The sequence below is a fragment of the Chryseobacterium cupriresistens genome, assembly GCF_046614675.1.
GTDB classification, from domain to species: domain Bacteria; phylum Bacteroidota; class Bacteroidia; order Flavobacteriales; family Weeksellaceae; genus Chryseobacterium; species Chryseobacterium cupriresistens.
Window position 1 is genome coordinate 155,709 of record NZ_JBKKJT010000006.1, and the last position, 18,877, is coordinate 174,585.

Below are 18,877 nucleotides of genomic sequence, written 5' to 3' on the forward strand. Positions count from 1 at the left end.
ACTACTCTGCTTTTAGTTTCAATGATTGAAGAACTTTCTTAGGATCCTGGAATTTTGTTTTCACTTTCTGATCATCCTTTACTTTCTGAACTCCTTCCAAAAGAATCTGATCTCCTTTTGAAATTCCTGATGCCACTACATACAAGTCCGGAAGTTCATAGGCTACTTTGATATTTCTGGATTTAGCTACTCCATTTTTATCAATCACAAATACATATTTCTGATCCTGGATTTCATAGGTTGCTTTCTGTGGAATGATCAATGCATTATGAACCGGCATTGACATCTGTACTTTCCCGGTTTCTCCGTTTCTCAGAAGTTTATCAGGATTAGGGAATTTCGCTCGGAAAGCAATATTTCCTGTTTCATTATCAAATTCTCCTTCAATCGTCTGAATTTCTCCTTTTTGTGTATACATTTCTCCATTGGCTGTAATCAGAGAAACCTGGTTGCTGCCACGATCTGCAGCATGAGTCTGATAGCTCAGATATTCAGGTTCAGAAACATTGAAATAGGTATAGATACTTGTATTGTCTGACAATGAAGTCAGCAGATCACCTTCATCTACAAGACTTCCCAACTTCAGAGGAATTCTGTTGATAATACCGGAAAACGGTGCTTTGATGTCAGTAAAGGAAAGATGGATCTGCGCCAGTTTCATTTCTGCGTTGGCAGCATCCAGTTTGGCTTTTGCCATTGCTTTTTCATTTTTAGAAACGATATTGTTTCCTGCTAATGTACTTGCGTTTTTCAGCTCAATGGAAGCCTGTTCCACTTCTGCTTTTGCTTTTAATAATTCTGCCTGATACAATTTAGGCATGATCCGGAACAATGTTTGTCCGGCCTGTACGTACTGGCCTTCATCTACAAAGATTTTTTCCAGGAAACCTTTTTCCTGAGCTCTCACTTCAATGTTTTTTACAGATTGAATCTGGGCTACGTATTCTTTATTGATTACGGTATCCATTACCACAGGGGATGTCACCGGATATACGGTAACTTCTTCTTTTTCTTCTTTTTTCTTATTGCAGCCAACTACCAGCAGAAGGACACTCAGTGCAATTCCCGAAACAACTCTCTTTATCATAATTCTAGAGTTTATATAAATCGTTAATGTTTTGATAGAATAAAACGGTAATAAAAGGAGTACGGTGTGATGATTACCGGCATACACAGCGTAAAGTATTTCTACCCGGAATCAGGCAGAAAATCAATAAAACGGGGAATTCTTAAATTCTAATGGAACGGATAAGAATGAATCTTTTGGTAGATAAGCCAAGAACAAAACCATGAATATCCGGTTTTGACCGCTTACAACTTTTCAATCCAAAAATATAAACAAGACTGAAAACTCCGGCAAAAACAACAATAGCCTGCCATACATCAGACAGCTGGAAATCGTTTTCGGTAAGTTCTAAAGTGGAATTGTCTACATTGTCTGCCATTTGCTGAATGGAGAGCTTTTCAAAAGTCTGATTCAGGCGGTTGGCTCTTTTGGGCATATGATGAGAAACATGACCGGAATAGTCATTTCGAAGCGTTTTAACGTTGAGTCTGCTTTCCACTACAAAGAGCAGAAAAAGACCGGTTAAAAAGTATACTATAAAGTTTCTCATTTTGAAGTTGCAAATGTACACCCAGATTATGATACTATCATAGCAGATTAACAAAATTTAACTCTCCTTTAAAATACCTGAAAATAAAACAATGAAAAGTATTTAACATTTCCTTTATTTAAGCATAATTCAAGCAATTCCAATCTTTCATCTGTGCCCATTTGAATTTTCAAATATTAAGCCACTTTTTTGGATTTAAGGAAATTTTAATTTTAAAGCTGTTGCTTTTTTGAACATTTTCACGTGTCCCGGTATTCTATTTTGACCCACTTATCCAAACTAAACTTTATCATAATTTCAGATTATTAACATTAACTTATTGTTCTTCTCTTCTTTTTGAATTATTTTTGCCAAAAATTTACACAACAAATGAAAAATGAAGAAAAACTACACTATCCTCCTCGAAACAAGTCCTTTTAAAAATCCTGAATTAACAAGGTTTATCCTAAATTTTCCACAATAATTATTACCTTCTGTTTCGTGAATTCTGTTTCAAAAAACTGTGAGTTAAACGAGCTAATATTTTAATTATCTGTTAGTTTATGAAAAATTAACACATATTTATTAAAAATATTTGTAAATTTATATAGCATTAATATCATAATTCATGAAACACTTTAAAATCACTTATCACTATGAAAAATTTATTAGTACCAATCCTTTTCGGATTGACCCTTATTTCCCTAACAGCGTGTAAGCATCCAGGAAAAGAAGCTGAAACCATTACCGCTGCTGCCCCAGAAAATACAGATGACATTTCAAAAAATGTGTATGTTGACAGTTATGGAGAAAAAATAGAAGTGACCATCAACAATACCAAAAATACAGCAACAATACATTTAAACGGTAAAACTTTTGACCTTAAAAAAAGTGATGCCTTACCTGAATATACAGCCTCTAATGAAGAGTATCAATATTCTGATATTAAAGGCAATATCACTTTCCTGAAAAAGAATGTAGATATGGTTCTGTTTCATCTTAAACAGGCAAAAAAAGAGTCTGGTCCTGCAAAAATGGCATCGTATTAGCATAGGGATTAGCAATTCTAATTAAAAAAATAAACATTATGAAAAGTTTATATTATTATTTTTCGGCACTTGTAATCGCAACATTTTTAGTTGTTTCGTGTACAACACAAAATGCTCAAAAAGCGACAACTGATATTACAGGAAAAACGTGGAAACTTACAGAGCTTAACGGGAAACCGATTGAACTGAAGAATCCTAAAAACAATCCTTATTTCAAACTTGAAATGGATGGAATGAGATATCAGGGACATGCCGGATGTAATGGCTTGGGAGGAACATTTGAGATCAAACCTGAGGTAATGAGAATTAAGTTCAATCAGGGAATGTCTACCATGATGGCTTGTGAAGATCTTGATATTGAAAATCAATTTACGAAAGCAATCCTGGCAGCAGATAATTACTCTGTAAACGGAAATACCCTTACTTTAAACAAAGCAAGAATGGCCCCTTTAGCTAAATTTGTTCTTCAATAATTAAATTTCACTTACATAAAAAAAATACGCTTCATCATGATGAGGCGTATTTTTTTATTTTTTTTTATTGTACATCATATAGCATACCAGAAGGCTGACATTGACCAGAACAGCAAATGCGTTTGACAAAATAATGGGAAGTTCATCTTTTGCAAAGCCATACCATACCCACAAAGAAAGCCCTGAAATAAGAACCAGCAGCATGAGTAAGGAAATATCTTCCACATTTTTTTCTCTGATTACTTTGACAAGCTGTGGAATCATCGAAATAGAAGTAAGAACGCCGGCAACGATACCTAATATATTTTCATCCATAGATTTTCAGTTTGGAAATTAACACTAAGATACACTATTGAAATCTTTTCAGTGAAACTTCTTCATGCAATGGAATATCCTGTTCAATAAAACGGAATAAATCTCTTGCAAAATAGCAGCCGTTGAGGATACCACGGGCACCAAGCCCGTTAAAAACGTAAAGATTACCGAATGTTTCATGTCTTCCAATGATGGGTCTTCTATCTTTTACTGTGGGGCGGAATCCAAAATGTACTTCTTCCACTTCAAAATCATAAGGATAAAATTCTGAAAGTCCCTTCACCAATTGGTCAACTGCTGATTCATCAATGTGATGGTGAAGCTGCTCCCTGTCATAGGTCCCTCCATAAAAATACAGTCCGTTTCCGGTTGGAAATAAAAAGTGTTTTTTCTTAATGGTTATGTTTTCAGGAATTGGCTGGGAAAGTTTCACCCTGATGTGGTGGCCTTTGTTAGGATTCACGGTGATCTCCGAAAAATAGGGATTGTCTTTCACACCCATTCCTTCACAGAAAATAATATTTTTGAAGGTATAATCTTTATAAGTGGATTCAGATGGATTTAATTTTGAATAATCAAATTTTTCCTTTACCAATTGATCATTTTTTTCAAAATAATCGAATAAACCGCTAAAAAATCCATTAACATTCAATCTAGCAGATTGATCCACCTTTCCTGTAAGAAAGTCGTTTTTTACTACCTCTAAACGATCAAAATTCTGATCAAGAAAATTCGACAATTCTTCATTTGCGGATTTTTTCAGCCATAAATTCTGTTCATTCTCATCATGAAAAATTCTGTGAATAGGAGCATTGATCAGATAATTTTCCCCTGTATATGATTCTATTTCTTTAAGACTGTCTTTAAGAAAATCTATTTGTTCCTGCGCTTTCCAGAATGTGGTAAACTTCTTCAGGACCACAGGATTGATAATTCCTGCTGAGACCTGGGAAGCACTTTTTCGTCCTTCAGTAAAAATGACGAAAGATTTATCATTTTTAATTAGCTGATGGGCCAGAAAAAGCCCTGCATATCCGTCTCCTACAATAATATAATCTACATGCTTCATATGAGAAATTTCATTTGTTTAAAGGTCATATGTGATCGCCTGTGTCATTGGTTATTGTTCGGTATAAACAAAGGGCGATTTTATCATAAAAAAACCTGAGTAAAAATACTCAGGTTTTCTATAAATATCAAGTGAAATTTAGTAATTCCACATATCATTTTCCATGTCAAGAATCTGTGCTTTGATTCTGTCGCTTTCTTCCAGCTGCTCTTCAGCATTTCTAGGAATATAGTCTTTGATAGTACCATCTCCTAAACCGCTTGAAGATTTGTAGATAATAGAAGAGAACCTTCTTGCATTGATGACATCATCGAAAGATAAGTCAGCAGAAGAATTTTTTCTATTGAAAACATAGTTGTTTGCTAAAATATCACGAGCACTTGGATAGTAAATCCAGAACAAATCGATCAGTTCATCAGCACCAGCTAAAGGTTGACCATCAGGACCAATTCTTCCAACAGATGTCGGATCCGGACCCATAGCTGCGATACCAAGCGGTCTGTATTTCATCTGACCATCTCTTTTATCGATAAACCACATACCCATCACTTTAAGAACTTTTACTTTATCAGTAGTTGTTCTGATGATATCTGTTAATCTTTTCTTCTCGTCTTCTGTAAGTGTTCTTCCAGAGTTAAGGATATCGATAGCTTCTTCGTCAAGTCTTACACTTTCCAATCTTTTCTGAATGGCTTCCGGTGAAAGTCTGGTAACGAAGTTTTCGTCATCATAAACTTCTTTGATGTCACCTTTAAGGGCTCCATCAAGTAATAATTGATATAATGATCTTGTAGAGCTGGAAAGAAGACCATCCGGATTGTCATAATAAAACGGCTGGTTGATCTTATCATTCATATCAATGATTTCCCAAACAAACATACTTTTGTAAATATCCTTGTCATCAACGAAACCATATTCAAGAGGCTTTACTTTATTGCTGATAACAGTATCCCCTGCTTTTCTCATTGATTCAGCTCTCATTTGTCTGAATTCCTCAGGAGAAGCAGCATTCAGAATAGTCTGGGAAAAAGCGAATCCCGAAACTAAAACTAAAAGGGTGCTAATATATTTTTTCATAATATGATTTTACAAATTAACCTTATTGAACATTAATAATTACAGGTGAAATTTCCTTAAGTCTCTGGTTACCCAATCCTGTAGCCGTAGCCTGAATATCATAAATCTGAACTACATCACCAGGTCTTAGGTTTCTAAGCATACCTTCTGCTCCTGATAGTGAGCTACCTTGAATCAGAGTACCTGCTTTTCCTGGAAGCTTAATAATAAAGCTATTAACAGTGAATGAAACAGGGAAGTCAAAGTCTGGTAAAGTAGCAGAAACAATCTGGTTAGGAATAGAACCAACCGGCATAAAGTTTACAGCTTTACCTCTGATCTGACCTTGTGGTCTAGGGATATTCTTAATTCTATATTCAAATACCTGAGAAACTGTTTTACCATATGGATCTGTTCCTGATAATGTTAACTTCACTACATTTCCTGTTGTAGGAGTAACATTCCATTTACCCTGACCTGTACTCTTCACAGTAGCTCCTGCTGCAGATAATGAAAGTTTAGAATTGTCAGCACCTAAGATTGATCCTGAAACAGGGTTCTCAAGTCCTCTATACATTACATTCATCTTATCGGCAGAAAGTAATAATCCTTTTTCAAGTTTTACTTCTCTTGGTCCTGCAATTACATTATAAGTATGTGTCCAAGGGAAAGACTGAGGTTTCCCTGAAGCATCTGTTAATGTAATTGTACCTCCTAATTTATGTTCACCAATTCCAGAACCTGAAATTTGCATAACACCTTTACCGTTTTCTACTCTGCTTACTCCAGAGATGCTGATCTTGTTACTGTTAGAATAAGTTCCCAGCATTACTTTTACTTCAGCCTGTTTTCCTGCCTGGATATCTACCGGACCTGAAACAATAGGCTCATAGCTTGAGAATTTGATATTCGCATCTACTTTTTCCTGAAGTAATAGTGCCAATGCATCAGACTGAACGTTTCTGGCATCATTTTGGATAATTTCCAAATTAGATATCGCAGCGATTAGCGGCTGATGGTAAAATTTATTCTGAAACCAGGTCTTTTCATTGGGAGATGTTCCTTTAGGATACTCCGCAATAAGAGACTTATTGGCTCTTGCTACTAAATCCTGTAACTGGGCATTGCTTCCGAAAGTAGCATTGATGTAGTTTCTTACATCATCAATTTTAGCTTTCAGATCCAGTGCATTCTTTGATGGAGTATTTTCATCTCCTTCCTTAAAGAAATATTCAGTAGTAGCTTCGTTGTTGTTCAATGCAGCAAAGTTTTCACTTACATCAATATCTTTTCCTGTTTTAGGATCCTTATCGTGAAACTCAGATTGTTTTTTCAACAAATCTTTAACATCCTGAGCAGATTTCACCAACGCATCAATTTTGGTTTTCAATACTTTGTACTGAGCCCAAGGCTGTGCGTAAGTATCAGGAACTTGCTGAGCTTTAGCTTCCAACGTTCTCTCAAAGATCTTCTCGTTCTTTCTTTCTGTTAAAGTTCTGGTTTCATTTAATGCTCTGGTAGAGTCATAGTATGATCTGATGATTTCTGCATCAATATTTAGGGCCATCATCGCGATGAACACCAAATACATCAGGTTGATCATCTTCTGACGAGGGGTCTGTTTTCCTTGTGCCATTCTCTTTTCTTTGTTTTTTGATTAAGTAGTTAATTTAGAAATGGTTAGGAATTAAGACTTCATAGCGGTTAGCATACCACCATAAACTCTATTTAAGTTATTAAGATTAGATGTTAAACCTTGTAGCTCTTGGTTGAATTTCTCAGATTGCTCTGCAGATTTCTGCATATCAGCAACATACTTGTTAGCAAATTCAGATTGTCTCTTACCGCTTTCAAGCTGCATTGCATAAAGTGCATTCATACTTTCCATATGCTGAGCTGCTTTATTCAACTGGTCGTTATATTTATGAGTAGAAGCAGATACGTCAACAGTCTGATTAATCTGATCAACAGAGTTTGAGAATTTATCAATTCCTGTTCTTAATCTTTCAAATAATTGAACGTCTAATCTGGCATCTTCAAGCATTTTATCCAATTTGCTGGAAAGAGAGTTTTCCAATTCAGCAAATTGAGCGCTTGTATTTTTAGTTGTTACATTAGAATGTAAAGGATTTGGATTCGCATGTTTATCTAATAACTCAGGATAAACATTTTCCCAGGCATAAGACTCTTCAGTTTTTGGAGGGTCAAATGCAAAGATGATAAAGATAATAGCCTCAGTAATAAGTCCTACAGTAAGCGCGATGTTACCATTAATAGGTCCTAAGGTAATGTGAGTAATTTTAAGCCAAGCTCCAAGAATTACAATTGCAGCACCGAATGAATAAAAGAAATTCATCCAAGCATCTTTAGTCTTAAACATATTGAGTTAGTTTTTTTAATGTTAAATAAAATTGTTATTGAAAATTGTCTGATTAGTTATCTGTTAACTCTTCTTGGTTTAACGGCTGCTTCAGGAATGTCCTGTACAGTTCTGAATCCGATATAGCTTCTTGCGGAATCTTTTCTTTCCCAATCTCTCGCACCTGTCATCAGTGCATATCCTATATCTTTCCAAGATCCACCTCTTACGGATTTCTTCGTATCCTTTTTATCCTTAGTAGAAGGATTTAATGTAGAAGTGAATCCAGCTGAAGAGTTGTTAAAAGAAGATAATGTCCATTCAGAAACGTTTCCAGCCATATCAAATAACCCAAACCCATTTTTCTTAAATTTCTTAACTGGAGCTGTATATGTATAAGTACCTTTTTTCTCGTCTTCCATGTAGTTACCTCTCTTAGGCTTGAAGTTGGCAAGGTAGCAACCTCTGTCATCCATTAAATATGGACCACCCCAAGGGTAAGTAGCATTTTGCATACCACCTCTGGCAGCATATTCCCATTCAGTTTCTGTTGGAAGACGAAATACTAATGGTTTTTGTTTTTTTCTTTTTAAACTTTCGTTGTAATCTGATTTCAATTTAGATCTGAAGTTACAATAAGCCCTTGCCTGATCCCAGGTAACCCCGACAACAGGATAGTCTTTATAAGCCTTGTGCCAGAAATACTGTTCAAACAATGGCTCATTGTAAGCAAAGTGGAAATCTTTTACCCAAACTGTAGTATCAGGATAGATCGCGATACTTTCACTTTTCAGGTAGTTAGCTCCTCTTTCGTTATCTGCAACAGCAGCGTCCATATCTCCCCAACGGTAAGTATATTTCAGCTTACTTACATCTAAAATTCTTTCGTTTCCAATTCTTGAAGAAGAAGGCAGATACATAGATTCTAAAACTTCTGCGTATTCTACATCCGGATATTTTGATGTACTCCAGTGTAAAGGGATTTTCCAATCTAATCTTTTGCTGGCATCATAGCTTCCGTCTTCACGGCCGCCCTGGCCTTCCATATATTCTTGATAAGGTGTTAAATTTTCTTCTTTTTTAGCAAGGTATGCGTAATCTCCTATGCTTGCTCCTTTACGTCCACCTTCGTCACCACCTTCTCCGGCAGCTTCAGCTAGTAAAGTTCTTGCGATAGAGTCTCTTACATAATTGATAAATACTCTGTACTCCGCATTGGTAGTTTCTGCTTCATCCATGAAGAAAGAAGAAACAGTAACTGTCTTCAATGATGCTTTTTCAGGTGTATTCGTCGGATCCTGGTCTGCTAAACCAGCAACAAACGAACCTGCAGGAATTGCGACCATTCCGTATGGTCTTTCCGCAACAAATGATTTAGTTTTTTCTCTTGGTATCAATTCTCCTTTTGTTCCTGGCTTCCCTACAGAAGAGCTGCCACCACCTGAACAAGATACCGATGCTACCGACGCAGACAATAATAAAAGAAATATCCTTTTCATGTTAATTTTTATAATTAAGCCGTAAATATATAATTTTTTTAAGAAACTTTTAAGATTTTTTTTGAAATAACGGAAGAAATCTAAATTTATTTTATTTACAACAACTTTTTATTCCACGGTAACAGATTTTGCAAGGTTTCTCGGTTGATCTACGTTGGCTCCTCTATATACTGCAATATAATAAGCAAGCAGTTGAAGAGGTACGGAAGCAACGATTGGAGAGAAACATTCTGAAGTTTCAGGGATTTCGATAACATAATCTGCCATTTCGCTCACCTGACGGTCTCCTTTATTCACTACAGCGATAATTTTTCCTTTTCTCGCTTTAATTTCCTGAACGTTACTTACAATTTTATCATAGTGACCTTTTCTAGGTGCTATAATTACAATCGGCATGTTTTCGTCGATCAGGGCAATCGGACCGTGCTTCATTTCTGCAGCCGGGTATCCTTCTGCATGGATATAAGAAATTTCTTTTAATTTTAATGCTCCTTCCAGGGCTGCAGGATAATTGTATCCTCTTCCCAGGTAAAGGAAATTGGTAGCTTTCACAAAATCTTTTGCAATATTCTGCGTAAGCTCATGAGTGGTATTTAACACATCTTCAATTTTCTTAGGAATAGCATCAAGCTCAGCAATTAAGCTCATAAATTCTGCGTTTCCTAGGTTTCCGTTGTGTTTTCCTAATTTAAAGGCAATTAAAGTAAGAATGGTAAGCTGTGCTGTAAATGCTTTGGTAGAAGCAACCCCGATTTCCGGGCCAGCATGGGTATAAGAACCTGCATCTGTAATTCTTGCAATGGAAGAATCTACAACATTACATATACCATATATAAATGCACCTTTTTCTTTTGCTAATTTTAAAGCAGCCATTGTATCAGCAGTTTCTCCGGACTGAGAAATGGCAATCACCACATCTTTATCAGTAATAATCGGGTTTCTGTATCTGAACTCTGATGCATATTCTACTTCAACAGGGATTCTTGCATATTCTTCAATCAGATATTCTCCGATAAGACCCGCATGCCATGAAGTACCGCAGGCAATGATAATAATCCTGTTGGCGTTTTTGAATTTCTCAACATGATCCCAGATTCCTGCCATTTTAATAACTCCTTCATCTACAAGAAGTCTACCTCTCATTGTATCGTGTACAGATTTAGGCTGCTCGAAGATTTCTTTAAGCATGAAATGCTCGTAGCCACCTTTTTCTATCTGTTCAAGGCTTAATTTAAGCTCCTGAATTTCAGGCTCAATTTTAGAGTTTTCATTGATGGTTCTGATATCTACTCCGTTTTCAAGAGAGATCGTTGCCATATGCCCTTCTTCAAGATAAATAGCTTCTTTTGTAAATTCTACGAATGGAGAAGCATCGGAAGCGATAAAATATTCTTTATCTCCGATTCCGATTGCAAGAGGAGAACCTAATCTTCCTACGACCAATACACCTGGATAATCTTCATGAAGTACAGTGATGGCATATGCTCCATATACTTCATTCAATGCATATCTCACTGCTGTAGGGAAATCAATTTCAGGATTAAGATCCATAAAATACTGAATAAGGTTTACCAATACTTCAGTATCTGTCTCTGATTTGAAAGTGAATCCTTTTTCAGTAAGCATTGTCTTAATGGTATCATAGTTTTCGATAATACCATTGTGTACAATTGCAATTTTTCCGTTGTTTGACAAGTGCGGATGGGAGTTTCTGTCACTTGGAACTCCATGGGTTGCCCAACGGGTGTGTCCCATTCCAATTTTAGACTTTCCTTTTAGCTCTTTGGAAATATTCACCAAATCCTCCACTTTACCTTTTGTTTTTTCTACTTCCAGCTTGTTATCTGAACCTTCTAAAACAATTCCGGCACTGTCATACCCTCTATATTCCAATCTTCTAAGACCATTAATTACAATTTCATAAGCGTCTTGAAATCCTGTATATCCTACTATTCCGCACATATTTTATTTTGTATAGTGTTGTTTGTTGTTCTATTTTTTCGTTCCGTAAGTCACCAATAACTGGATTCTCTTCGGATTCGTATTGGTTTTATCTACTCCTGTAAGAATAATTCTGTTCATATCAAATGCTCTTGTTGTATTACGAACTCCTAAAAGGGTTCCTGTAGCATTGGCAGCAAATGTTCCTGCACTGATTATTAAAGGTTTATTAACAACCAGCTGTTCAGTTCCATCTACTGTTTCTTTCTTCCCTTCTACAAGATCCTTAACTGTTTTTGTTACGACAAAATCATAATAACCTGGTTCAGGTTTATCTTTAAAATAATATAATCCAAGCCCGTTGGTAAGATCTGAAGTAAACGCCAGTTTTTTGTAGTCAATTTTACCACCAGCATCTAATGTATTGGTTAAAAGTGAAAATCTTCGGTCTTCAGTAGAACCTGTATTTTTCCATGTTGCAGCATCAAGATAGATTCTGATTTTAGCACTTACAATACCTGCTTTATCTTTAACAAAAATATCCTTAAGCTTTGCAATCGTCTCATCTTTAATCTTAACTACCACTGAAGGTCCTCCCATTCCCTGAACAAAAAGTCTTTCATCACCTTCACTAGGATTACTTGCAGCCAATGCAGCCGCAAAAGATGATCCGGATCTGCTGTATTCATACAGACCGAGATGCGCATTAGAACCTCCTAGGTTGAAATTAAGGGTTGTCTGCGGTCTTGTTGTTGTTCCGTTATCCGTTTTATCATATTTATAATACATGATAAGCTGTAAATCATTAGGAGAGAACTGGTAGAGATATTTATCCGTTTCATCCACAGAAATTTTTATTCCTTTAAAATATCTGATAAAGTTGGAAGCATCCTGAAGCTCAGGTTTTCCTTTTTTATCAAGAATATGAGTCTGGAAAAAATCTGTGTTACTCAATTTCATTCTGAATCCTAAGTTTCCGGTAAATACAACTGAGTTGTCAGATTTTTTAGTGATAGATGTAGAACTGATAGTACCGTCAAATACTCCTGATCCCAGCAGTTCACCAGTACTTATTGTTTTATTGGAACGTTTGAAACTGTCATCATTTGCATCTATGAACGTGGTTACTTCATGTACATTGATTTTCATTGATTTTGAACCTGCTGTTTTACCGTATTTACGAACAGGGTACATTTTCTTTTCAATGGAAACTGCTGTAGCAACTCCATCTACCGGAAAATCAGTTTTCTCAAATGTTTTTGTTTTTAATGAATCGCCTTCAAAGAAGTAGGTATTCGCAGCAGTATTTGCAGGTGGTCTCACTACAAGAACTACAGAATCTACTTTTGGATTCGCTCCGTTAAAATCATAATTATCTACCGGCATTCTCAGCTGAGTAACATAAGAAGCTTTCTGCATTCCAAACTGGTTTTCAGTAAATGCTCCAAGAACACCTACATAGGAAGCCGAACCAGATTCGCTCACCGCACTGATCAGTCTGGCAGCATCACTTCTGATTGAATCGTTGTTACTATAATTGTATGCGATAACGGGATATGCAATTTCATTACCTTGTGCTGCATCATCATTAAACAACTGCTCACCAAGAGAATCTGGATCCGGTTCACAGTTATGAAGGAATGTACTTCCGAAAAACGCCATCAAAAGTATGGCGAAGGTCCTTTTAAGATTATGAGTCATTAAAAATGTGTTTTTTAATAAAGTTGATTTATTGAATCTATGTCCAGATACTCTGATTTTTGGGTAGCAGTTTCGTTGAAAGCCTTATCCAGATCTTCATCCAGAAACTCATCACCTTTCACAACGGCATCTACATAGTTCATACTTTCGATAACAAAACTTTTAATCGTTGGGTTATCTAACGCTTTTAATCCTGAAATATTATCAAACTGCAGTTTATCGTCAATCTTTTTATCCAGGTCGGCATCTTTCTCATTGTAAAGAGAAAGTATAATTTTCGCGTCTTTGAAATAAGTATCTGATTCGTAGTACGTTTTAAGATAAATTGGAACAAAAGAAGACATCCATCCATTTAAATGGATAACATCCGGCACCCAGTTTAGTTTCTTAATGGTTTCAATAACTCCTCTGGCAAAGAAAATAGCTCTTTCGTCGTTGTCTTCAAAAGGGTTTCCTTCATCGTCGAAATAATATTGTTTTCTTTTGAAGTATTCTTCATTATCAATAAAGTAAACCTGAAGTCTTTCCCCCGGAAGAGACGCTACTTTAATGATCAGAGGCTGATCCAGATCATTGATAATAATATTCATCCCTGAAAGACGGATTACTTCATGAAGCTGGAATTTTCTCTCACTTATTTGTCCAAATCTTGGCATAAAAACTCTTACATCATTGCCTTCTTGGTGCATCTTAAGTGCCATTTTGTTTACCACTGCAGCCATATTTGTATCTTCCTGATATGGATACATCTCTGTAGTAATGTACAGTATTTTTTGATTCGGCATAAACTTTCTATCTAATTTTTGTAAAAATGCTTTAATGTGCAAAATTACAAAAAAACATCCAACATTATTTTAATTAACATTTTTTTACGAAAATTCCCTTTTCAAATTATTAAAACCACATATTATTATGCGATATTTTTAGTATTTTTGAAATAGTATTAAAATAAACTATGGAAGTTCTAAAAAACAGAAAAGTCCTTCAGGATTTCATTGAAAGACAGAAAGAAATGGGAAAAAGAATTGGCTTTGCCCCTACCATGGGTGCCCTGCACAAAGGCCATCTTTCTCTGTATGAAGAGGCAAGAAAGGAAAATGATCTTGTTATTTCTTCGATTTTTGTAAATCCAACTCAATTTAACAATCCTGAAGATCTGGAAAAATATCCAAGAGATGTCAACAGAGATATATTGATTCTTCAGAATTCTGGTCTTGTAGATGCAGTTTATATTCCGGAGGTAGCAGATATTTATCCTGAGAAAGCCGAAAGCCAGCGATATGATTTTGACGGACTGGAAAATGAGATGGAAGGTAAATCAAGACCAGGCCATTTTGACGGCGTAGGAACTGTTGTGGAAGAACTTTTCAGACAGGTAAAGCCTGATAATGCTTATTTTGGTGAAAAAGATTTCCAGCAGCTTGCTATTATTAAAAAAATGGTAGAGAAAAAGCATCTTCCTGTTAAAATAACCGGAGTTCCTATTTACAGGGCAGAAAACGGACTGGCGCTAAGCTCAAGAAATCAAAGGCTTCATGAAGACCGGAGAGAAGCTTCTAAAGTAATTTATGAGACTTTAAAAAAAGTAAACGACTGGTTCAGAACTGTTACGATTCCGGAAATCAAGGAAAGAGTAGCTGATATTTTTGATGACCAGCAGGGAATGAAACTGGAATATTTCCTGATTGCTGATGAAAAAACATTACAGGAGACTGATTTTTTCTATAAAGACAGAAGTTTCAGAGCATTTATTGTAGTGGTAGTAGATGGTGTAAGATTAATTGACAATATGCATCTGGATTAATCTTTCCAGATTTAAATATCAGATCCCTGACTTAGGTCGGGGATTTTTTTATTGAATAAAGTAAGGCAAACATTATTTTACAACCTTGATGCATACAAAAATCAAAGGCCTCCTGAAGGAAGCCTTTGAAACACCAAATCACAAAATATTAATATGAAAAAAATTTACTTTTCAGTAAACTTGTGACCCGGCTGGGATTCGAACCCAGGACCCATACATTAAAAGTGTATTGCTCTACCAGCTGAGCTACCGAGTCGGCCACAATTAAAATGAAATAAATTTCAATATTAATTATAAAATTTTCTTTGCAGTGCCTGCGACTGGACTCGAACCAGCACATCCTTAGGAAACCACCCCCTCAAGATGGCGTGTCTACCAATTTCACCACGCAGGCAATAAAATCACAAATTAAGTAATTATTATTGCTAGTGACCCGGCTGGGATTCGAACCCAGGACCCATACATTAAAAGTGTATTGCTCTACCAGCTGAGCTACCGAGTCGGCCACTTGTGCAACAAGTTTTCATTTAAGTAATGTCCCTTGTTTTAAGTGGTGCAAAGATATGACTTTTTTCTTTATCTCAAAACTTTTTCGCAAATTTGTTTAAAAAAAATTCATGGTAATTTCATTGATCGGATACATGGGAAGTGGCAAATCGCACATTTCCAAAATATTAAGCGAAAAAATCGATTTTAAATTAATTGACCTCGATAAAGAGATTTCCAGAAGAAATAAATTAACCATCCCCGAAATTTTCGAGAAAAAGGGAGAGATTTACTTTAGAAAACTGGAAAGGGAGGCACTTGAAGAGATATTGGCTTCTGAAGAAAATGTAGTTTTAAGTCTTGGCGGAGGAACCCCGGTGTATTATAATAACATGGAGATCATCAATCACAACTCCAAGAGCGTTTTTTTAAGAACCGGAGTGGGAACACTGGTGGAAAGACTTTCAAAGCAGAAAGAAAAAAGGCCACTGATTGCCAATATATCAGATGAAGACCTGCCGGAATTTATTGCCAAACATTTGTTTGAAAGAAATCAGTTTTACAGCAAAGCACAATTCACTGTCGGGACAGATTCCAGAGAACCGGAAGACATCGTTAACGAAATAATAGAAAAGCTCTATCTCTAGAGCTTTTTTACTTTTTATATTAATCTTCATCCTCACCTTCACTGCCGGTCTCTCCGAAGAAATCATCCCAGTCTGTAAAATCGGAGTCGATATCATTGCCTACATATTCATCCATTTCTCTTCTGTCTTTTTTGGTAGGCCTTCCCTCTCCTTTGTTTCTGTAATAGTCCTGTGACATTTTACGAAGTTTCAGCAATTCGTATTGTTCTTTGTCTGTGACGTCCTGAATGTGAAGAGGTACCAGCTTGGCTCCAATTCTGCTTTTGGGGATCTGAATTACCTTTATTTTATAATCAATCTGATTCTTACGGATTTTGATCGTATCTCCTTCTTTTACCTCTTTAGACGACTTTACGGCAGACGTTCCTATAGAAACTCTGTTTTTTTTAATCTCCTCTGCTGCAATACTTCTCGTCTTATAAAAACGAATGCTCCATAAAAATTTATCTATTCTCATATTTTTTTATACTTTTGCCGTTATATTATTTGTAAAGTAATTAAAGTTTTTTGAAATGAAAAAAATATTTTTATATATCCTTGCAGGATCTTTGTGTTTTTCTGCTTGTAAGAAAGATGATGATGTATCAACCTATGTAGAGCCGGAAGATGTTGCTACGCAAAACACGTATGATGATCAAGCCATTAAGAAGTTCATGGATGAGAATTATCTGGATGCACAGGGTAATATAAAAGCTTTCAGTTCTACAGATACTGCGGATGATACTGAAAAGAAGCTGTCTGAACTGAGTCCCATAACACTGCCTTCAGGAACTATCTACATTATGAGAGACGGAGCTCAGCCACCAGCTGCCTCTGCAAAAACCATTGGAGATACTGATATTATTAAAATCATGGGAAGAGCATACTCTTACCTGGCGGTTAATTCTGACGGAAACACTTCATTTACATCAAAAACCGCTTTTTTAAATACTATTGACGGAACAGGTGTTCCTGTTATTGACCCTACATATTATTATGTAAAAAAATCAATACTGGATGCTGGTACAACTGATGCTGCAAAAAAAGCAAAATATTATCAAATCCCTGGGTTCAGAGAAGCTTTACAGAAGTTCAAAGCATACAATAATCTTTCCAGCGAGGCACCTTACAACCTACAGGGAGTAATCATTGTTCCTTCCAGAGCTGCTTTTGCAAGAAACCCTCATTATCCATATTTAAACATGTCTTACAGAAACAGGACTTTTGTATTCAACTTTCAGATTTATGGAAGAGAGGACAGACCTGATAGTGATAAACAGACAACAGAACAACAACAATAAAAAATATTCATACAATAAAAAAACACCGCATAAATGGCGGTGTTTTTGTTATATGTAATGTTGATTACGATCTTGCTTTCTGTTTTACATTTCCTAAAATATCCGGGAAATAAAGATCTGCAAGGTGGTCAAACTCATCTCCTCTCATAAACATGGTGGCGTCTACTTCTTCATAAGAACTTCTTCCTGCAGCCGCAATGAGTTCATTGCAGGTGTGAAGTGTATTTTTATGGAAGTGATACACTCTTTCTGCCTTATCTGTTACATCGAGTCCTTTAATAAGCATTTTATCCTGTGTAGCAACTCCTGTAGGACAATTGTTGGAGTTACATCTCAGGGCCTGGATACATCCCAAAGAGAACATAAATCCTCTGGCATTGTTACACATATCGGCTCCCATGGCAATGGCTCTCAGAATATCAAGACTGGTAAGAACTTTACCACTGGCAATCACTCTTAATTTACTTCTCAGGTTATAGTTATTAAGCGTTCTGTTCACAAAGATCAAAGCAGGTTCCAACGGCATCCCTACTCCATCTGAAAACTCCGGTGGTGCAGCTCCTGTTCCTCCTTCTGCACCATCTATGGTAATGAAATCAGGATAAATTTTCAATACATTCATCTGTACACAGATATCTTCAAATTCTTTGGTATCACCGATACAAAGTTTAAAACCAATTGGCTTTCCTCCTGAAAGTTCTCTTAACTGCTGTACAAACCTCAGCAATCCGCCAGCATCAGAAAAAGCGCTATGGGATGGTGGTGAAATAACAGTCATTCCCGGTGTGACATGACGAATCGCTGCAATTTCCGGTGTATTTTTTACTCCCGGAAGCACTCCTCCGTGTCCTGGTTTTGCTCCCTGTGATAATTTGATTTCAATCATTTTAACATTAGGAAGCGTGGAATATTTTGTAAATAATTCAGGGTTGAATTTCCCTTCCTCGTCACGGCATCCGAAATATCCTGTTCCGATCTGCCAGCAAAGATCTCCTCCTTCCAGGTGATAAGGTGAAATTCCTCCTTCCCCTGTATTATGATAGAAGTTTCCTTTTTTGGCTCCTCTGTTCAGTGAGATCTGTGCTCTGTCACTCAAGGCCCCGAAACTCATTGCTGAGATGTTAAATAAAGAAGCATGATAAGGCTGTGTACATTGTTCTCCTCCAACCCATACTCTCGGAAGTTCTTCTGATGGTGATTTTGCATAAATAGAATGCTTGATCCCTTCATACTTTCTGTGATTTACTTCCAGCTGCGTACCAAAAGCTACCGTATCACTTAAATTTTTTGCACGTCTGTATACTGCAGAACGCTGGTTTCTTGGAAATGGTTTCCCATCTGTTTCCCTTTCAATAAAGTATTGTTGCATTTCGGGTGAAATACTTTCGAAAAAATACCTGAAGTATCCCAATACAGGAAAGTTCCTCAAAATAGCATGTTTCGATTGGTAAGCATTGTAAACACCCAATGCATAAATTGCGGATAACAGCGTAGGTATCCAATAATGCGCTCTGATCAGTATTGCTACAATCCATGTAGCAGCTACTAATACAATTCCCCAAGATAAAAACTTATCTCTCATGAATGTAGTATTTAAAAGTTT

The 18,877-nt window shown here is 36.3% G+C and carries 18 protein-coding genes and 3 tRNA genes; 5 read left to right on the top strand and 16 right to left on the bottom strand.

The window, feature by feature from the left end; genetic code table 11:
• Position 1: 1 nt before the first annotated feature.
• Positions 2-1,084 carry an efflux RND transporter periplasmic adaptor subunit gene (locus ACLI50_RS17245; protein WP_411414327.1) on the bottom strand — a complete coding sequence of 361 codons (1,083 nt, stop codon included), beginning with the start codon at positions 1,082-1,084 and terminating at the stop codon, positions 2-4.
• A 145-nt stretch (positions 1,085-1,229) separates the two neighbouring features.
• Complete coding sequence (locus ACLI50_RS17250) at positions 1,230-1,616, bottom strand: hypothetical protein (protein ID WP_110009503.1); 387 nt, start codon at positions 1,614-1,616, stop codon at positions 1,230-1,232.
• Between the two features lie 635 nt (positions 1,617-2,251).
• Here ACLI50_RS17250 and ACLI50_RS17255 point away from each other — a divergent pair.
• Entirely contained in the window at positions 2,252-2,644 is a 393-nt protein-coding gene (locus ACLI50_RS17255) for a multicopper oxidase domain-containing protein (protein WP_120233455.1), read from the top strand.
• A gap of 38 nt (positions 2,645-2,682) precedes the next feature.
• A complete protein-coding gene (locus ACLI50_RS17260) occupies positions 2,683-3,117 on the top strand; it encodes an META domain-containing protein (protein ID WP_110009505.1) in 435 nt (144 codons plus the stop codon).
• Between the two features lie 54 nt (positions 3,118-3,171).
• On the opposite strand, the gene ACLI50_RS17265 is transcribed toward ACLI50_RS17260, so the two are convergent.
• The 9 genes from ACLI50_RS17265 to ACLI50_RS17305 all read right to left on the bottom strand — a co-directional run bounded on the left by ACLI50_RS17265 (position 3,172) and on the right by ACLI50_RS17305 (position 13,842).
• Positions 3,172-3,432 carry a SemiSWEET transporter gene (locus ACLI50_RS17265; RefSeq protein WP_343644050.1) on the bottom strand — a complete coding sequence of 87 codons (261 nt, stop codon included), beginning with the start codon at positions 3,430-3,432 and terminating at the stop codon, positions 3,172-3,174.
• Positions 3,433-3,466: 34 nt separating this feature from the next.
• Positions 3,467-4,501, bottom strand: coding sequence for an NAD(P)/FAD-dependent oxidoreductase (locus ACLI50_RS17270; RefSeq protein ID WP_343644052.1), 1,035 nt, complete (start codon positions 4,499-4,501; stop codon positions 3,467-3,469).
• Between the two features lie 138 nt (positions 4,502-4,639).
• Entirely contained in the window at positions 4,640-5,578 is a 939-nt protein-coding gene (porN, locus tag ACLI50_RS17275) for a type IX secretion system ring subunit PorN/GldN (protein WP_110009508.1), read from the bottom strand.
• A gap of 22 nt (positions 5,579-5,600) precedes the next feature.
• Positions 5,601-7,193 (bottom strand): type IX secretion system motor protein PorM/GldM, encoded by a 1,593-nt coding sequence (porM, locus tag ACLI50_RS17280; RefSeq protein ID WP_202843440.1) that lies wholly within the window; start codon positions 7,191-7,193, stop codon positions 5,601-5,603.
• Between the two features lie 51 nt (positions 7,194-7,244).
• The gene (gene porL, locus ACLI50_RS17285) at positions 7,245-7,937 is read right to left on the bottom strand and encodes a type IX secretion system motor protein PorL/GldL (RefSeq protein WP_110009510.1); all 693 of its coding nucleotides are present in this window, start codon (positions 7,935-7,937) and stop codon (positions 7,245-7,247) included.
• Positions 7,938-7,993: 56 nt separating this feature from the next.
• Positions 7,994-9,415 (bottom strand): T9SS ring complex lipoprotein PorK/GldK, encoded by a 1,422-nt coding sequence (gene porK, locus ACLI50_RS17290; RefSeq protein ID WP_110009511.1) that lies wholly within the window; start codon positions 9,413-9,415, stop codon positions 7,994-7,996.
• A 108-nt stretch (positions 9,416-9,523) separates the two neighbouring features.
• Positions 9,524-11,377: a glutamine--fructose-6-phosphate transaminase (isomerizing) gene (gene glmS, locus ACLI50_RS17295; protein ID WP_110009512.1), complete on the bottom strand. Its 1,854-nt coding sequence runs from the start codon at positions 11,375-11,377 to the stop codon at positions 9,524-9,526.
• Between the two features lie 30 nt (positions 11,378-11,407).
• Positions 11,408-13,057 (bottom strand): DUF4270 family protein, encoded by a 1,650-nt coding sequence (locus ACLI50_RS17300; protein ID WP_411414301.1) that lies wholly within the window; start codon positions 13,055-13,057, stop codon positions 11,408-11,410.
• Between the two features lie 14 nt (positions 13,058-13,071).
• Entirely contained in the window at positions 13,072-13,842 is a 771-nt protein-coding gene (locus tag ACLI50_RS17305) for a glycogen/starch synthase (protein ID WP_411414302.1), read from the bottom strand.
• Between the two features lie 170 nt (positions 13,843-14,012).
• Here ACLI50_RS17305 and panC point away from each other — a divergent pair, with 170 nt between their 5' ends.
• Positions 14,013-14,861 carry a pantoate--beta-alanine ligase gene (gene panC, locus ACLI50_RS17310; RefSeq protein WP_330745365.1) on the top strand — a complete coding sequence of 283 codons (849 nt, stop codon included), beginning with the start codon at positions 14,013-14,015 and terminating at the stop codon, positions 14,859-14,861.
• Between the two features lie 183 nt (positions 14,862-15,044).
• On the opposite strand, the gene ACLI50_RS17315 is transcribed toward panC, so the two are convergent.
• The 3 genes from ACLI50_RS17315 to ACLI50_RS17325 form a co-directional block, all read right to left on the bottom strand.
• Positions 15,045-15,117, bottom strand: a tRNA-Lys gene (locus ACLI50_RS17315).
• Positions 15,118-15,172: 55 nt separating this feature from the next.
• Positions 15,173-15,255 (bottom strand) — tRNA-Leu (locus ACLI50_RS17320).
• Between the two features lie 35 nt (positions 15,256-15,290).
• A tRNA-Lys gene (locus ACLI50_RS17325) sits at positions 15,291-15,363 on the bottom strand.
• Between the two features lie 115 nt (positions 15,364-15,478).
• Here ACLI50_RS17325 and ACLI50_RS17330 point away from each other — a divergent pair.
• The gene (locus ACLI50_RS17330; RefSeq protein ID WP_047428102.1) at positions 15,479-15,994 is read left to right on the top strand and encodes a shikimate kinase; all 516 of its coding nucleotides are present in this window, start codon (positions 15,479-15,481) and stop codon (positions 15,992-15,994) included.
• A gap of 19 nt (positions 15,995-16,013) precedes the next feature.
• On the opposite strand, the gene ACLI50_RS17335 is transcribed toward ACLI50_RS17330, so the two are convergent.
• Positions 16,014-16,451: an RNA-binding S4 domain-containing protein gene (locus tag ACLI50_RS17335; protein ID WP_110009516.1), complete on the bottom strand. Its 438-nt coding sequence runs from the start codon at positions 16,449-16,451 to the stop codon at positions 16,014-16,016.
• Between the two features lie 55 nt (positions 16,452-16,506).
• On the opposite strand from ACLI50_RS17335, the gene ACLI50_RS17340 reads away from it, so the two are divergent.
• Complete coding sequence (locus ACLI50_RS17340; RefSeq protein ID WP_411414303.1) at positions 16,507-17,274, top strand: hypothetical protein; 768 nt, start codon at positions 16,507-16,509, stop codon at positions 17,272-17,274.
• Positions 17,275-17,338: 64 nt separating this feature from the next.
• On the opposite strand, the gene ACLI50_RS17345 is transcribed toward ACLI50_RS17340, so the two are convergent.
• Complete coding sequence (locus ACLI50_RS17345; RefSeq protein ID WP_202843453.1) at positions 17,339-18,856, bottom strand: FMN-binding glutamate synthase family protein; 1,518 nt, start codon at positions 18,854-18,856, stop codon at positions 17,339-17,341.
• Positions 18,857-18,877: the final 21 nt, after the last annotated feature.

What these genes read in the sequence shown, in the direction of transcription:
- ACLI50_RS17250 (WP_110009503.1), bottom strand. Translation starts at nt 1,616, where the DNA reads ATGAGAAACTTTATAGTATACTTTTTAACCGGTCTTTTTCTGCTCTTT.
- porM (WP_202843440.1), bottom strand. Translation starts at nt 7,193, where the DNA reads ATGGCACAAGGAAAACAGACCCCTCGTCAGAAGATGATCAACCTGATG.
- ACLI50_RS17345 (WP_202843453.1), bottom strand. Translation starts at nt 18,856, where the DNA reads ATGAGAGATAAGTTTTTATCTTGGGGAATTGTATTAGTAGCTGCTACA.
- ACLI50_RS17305 (WP_411414302.1), bottom strand. Translation starts at nt 13,842, where the DNA reads ATGCCGAATCAAAAAATACTGTACATTACTACAGAGATGTATCCATAT.
- ACLI50_RS17335 (WP_110009516.1), bottom strand. Translation starts at nt 16,451, where the DNA reads ATGAGAATAGATAAATTTTTATGGAGCATTCGTTTTTATAAGACGAGA.
- porK (WP_110009511.1), bottom strand. Translation starts at nt 9,415, where the DNA reads ATGAAAAGGATATTTCTTTTATTATTGTCTGCGTCGGTAGCATCGGTA.
- glmS (WP_110009512.1), bottom strand. Translation starts at nt 11,377, where the DNA reads ATGTGCGGAATAGTAGGATATACAGGATTTCAAGACGCTTATGAAATT.
- ACLI50_RS17330 (WP_047428102.1), top strand. Translation starts at nt 15,479, where the DNA reads ATGGTAATTTCATTGATCGGATACATGGGAAGTGGCAAATCGCACATT.
- ACLI50_RS17270 (WP_343644052.1), bottom strand. Translation starts at nt 4,501, where the DNA reads ATGAAGCATGTAGATTATATTATTGTAGGAGACGGATATGCAGGGCTT.
- ACLI50_RS17265 (WP_343644050.1), bottom strand. Translation starts at nt 3,432, where the DNA reads ATGGATGAAAATATATTAGGTATCGTTGCCGGCGTTCTTACTTCTATT.
- ACLI50_RS17255 (WP_120233455.1), top strand. Translation starts at nt 2,252, where the DNA reads ATGAAAAATTTATTAGTACCAATCCTTTTCGGATTGACCCTTATTTCC.
- ACLI50_RS17300 (WP_411414301.1), bottom strand. Translation starts at nt 13,057, where the DNA reads ATGACTCATAATCTTAAAAGGACCTTCGCCATACTTTTGATGGCGTTT.
- panC (WP_330745365.1), top strand. Translation starts at nt 14,013, where the DNA reads ATGGAAGTTCTAAAAAACAGAAAAGTCCTTCAGGATTTCATTGAAAGA.
- porL (WP_110009510.1), bottom strand. Translation starts at nt 7,937, where the DNA reads ATGTTTAAGACTAAAGATGCTTGGATGAATTTCTTTTATTCATTCGGT.
- ACLI50_RS17260 (WP_110009505.1), top strand. Translation starts at nt 2,683, where the DNA reads ATGAAAAGTTTATATTATTATTTTTCGGCACTTGTAATCGCAACATTT.
- ACLI50_RS17340 (WP_411414303.1), top strand. Translation starts at nt 16,507, where the DNA reads ATGAAAAAAATATTTTTATATATCCTTGCAGGATCTTTGTGTTTTTCT.
- porN (WP_110009508.1), bottom strand. Translation starts at nt 5,578, where the DNA reads ATGAAAAAATATATTAGCACCCTTTTAGTTTTAGTTTCGGGATTCGCT.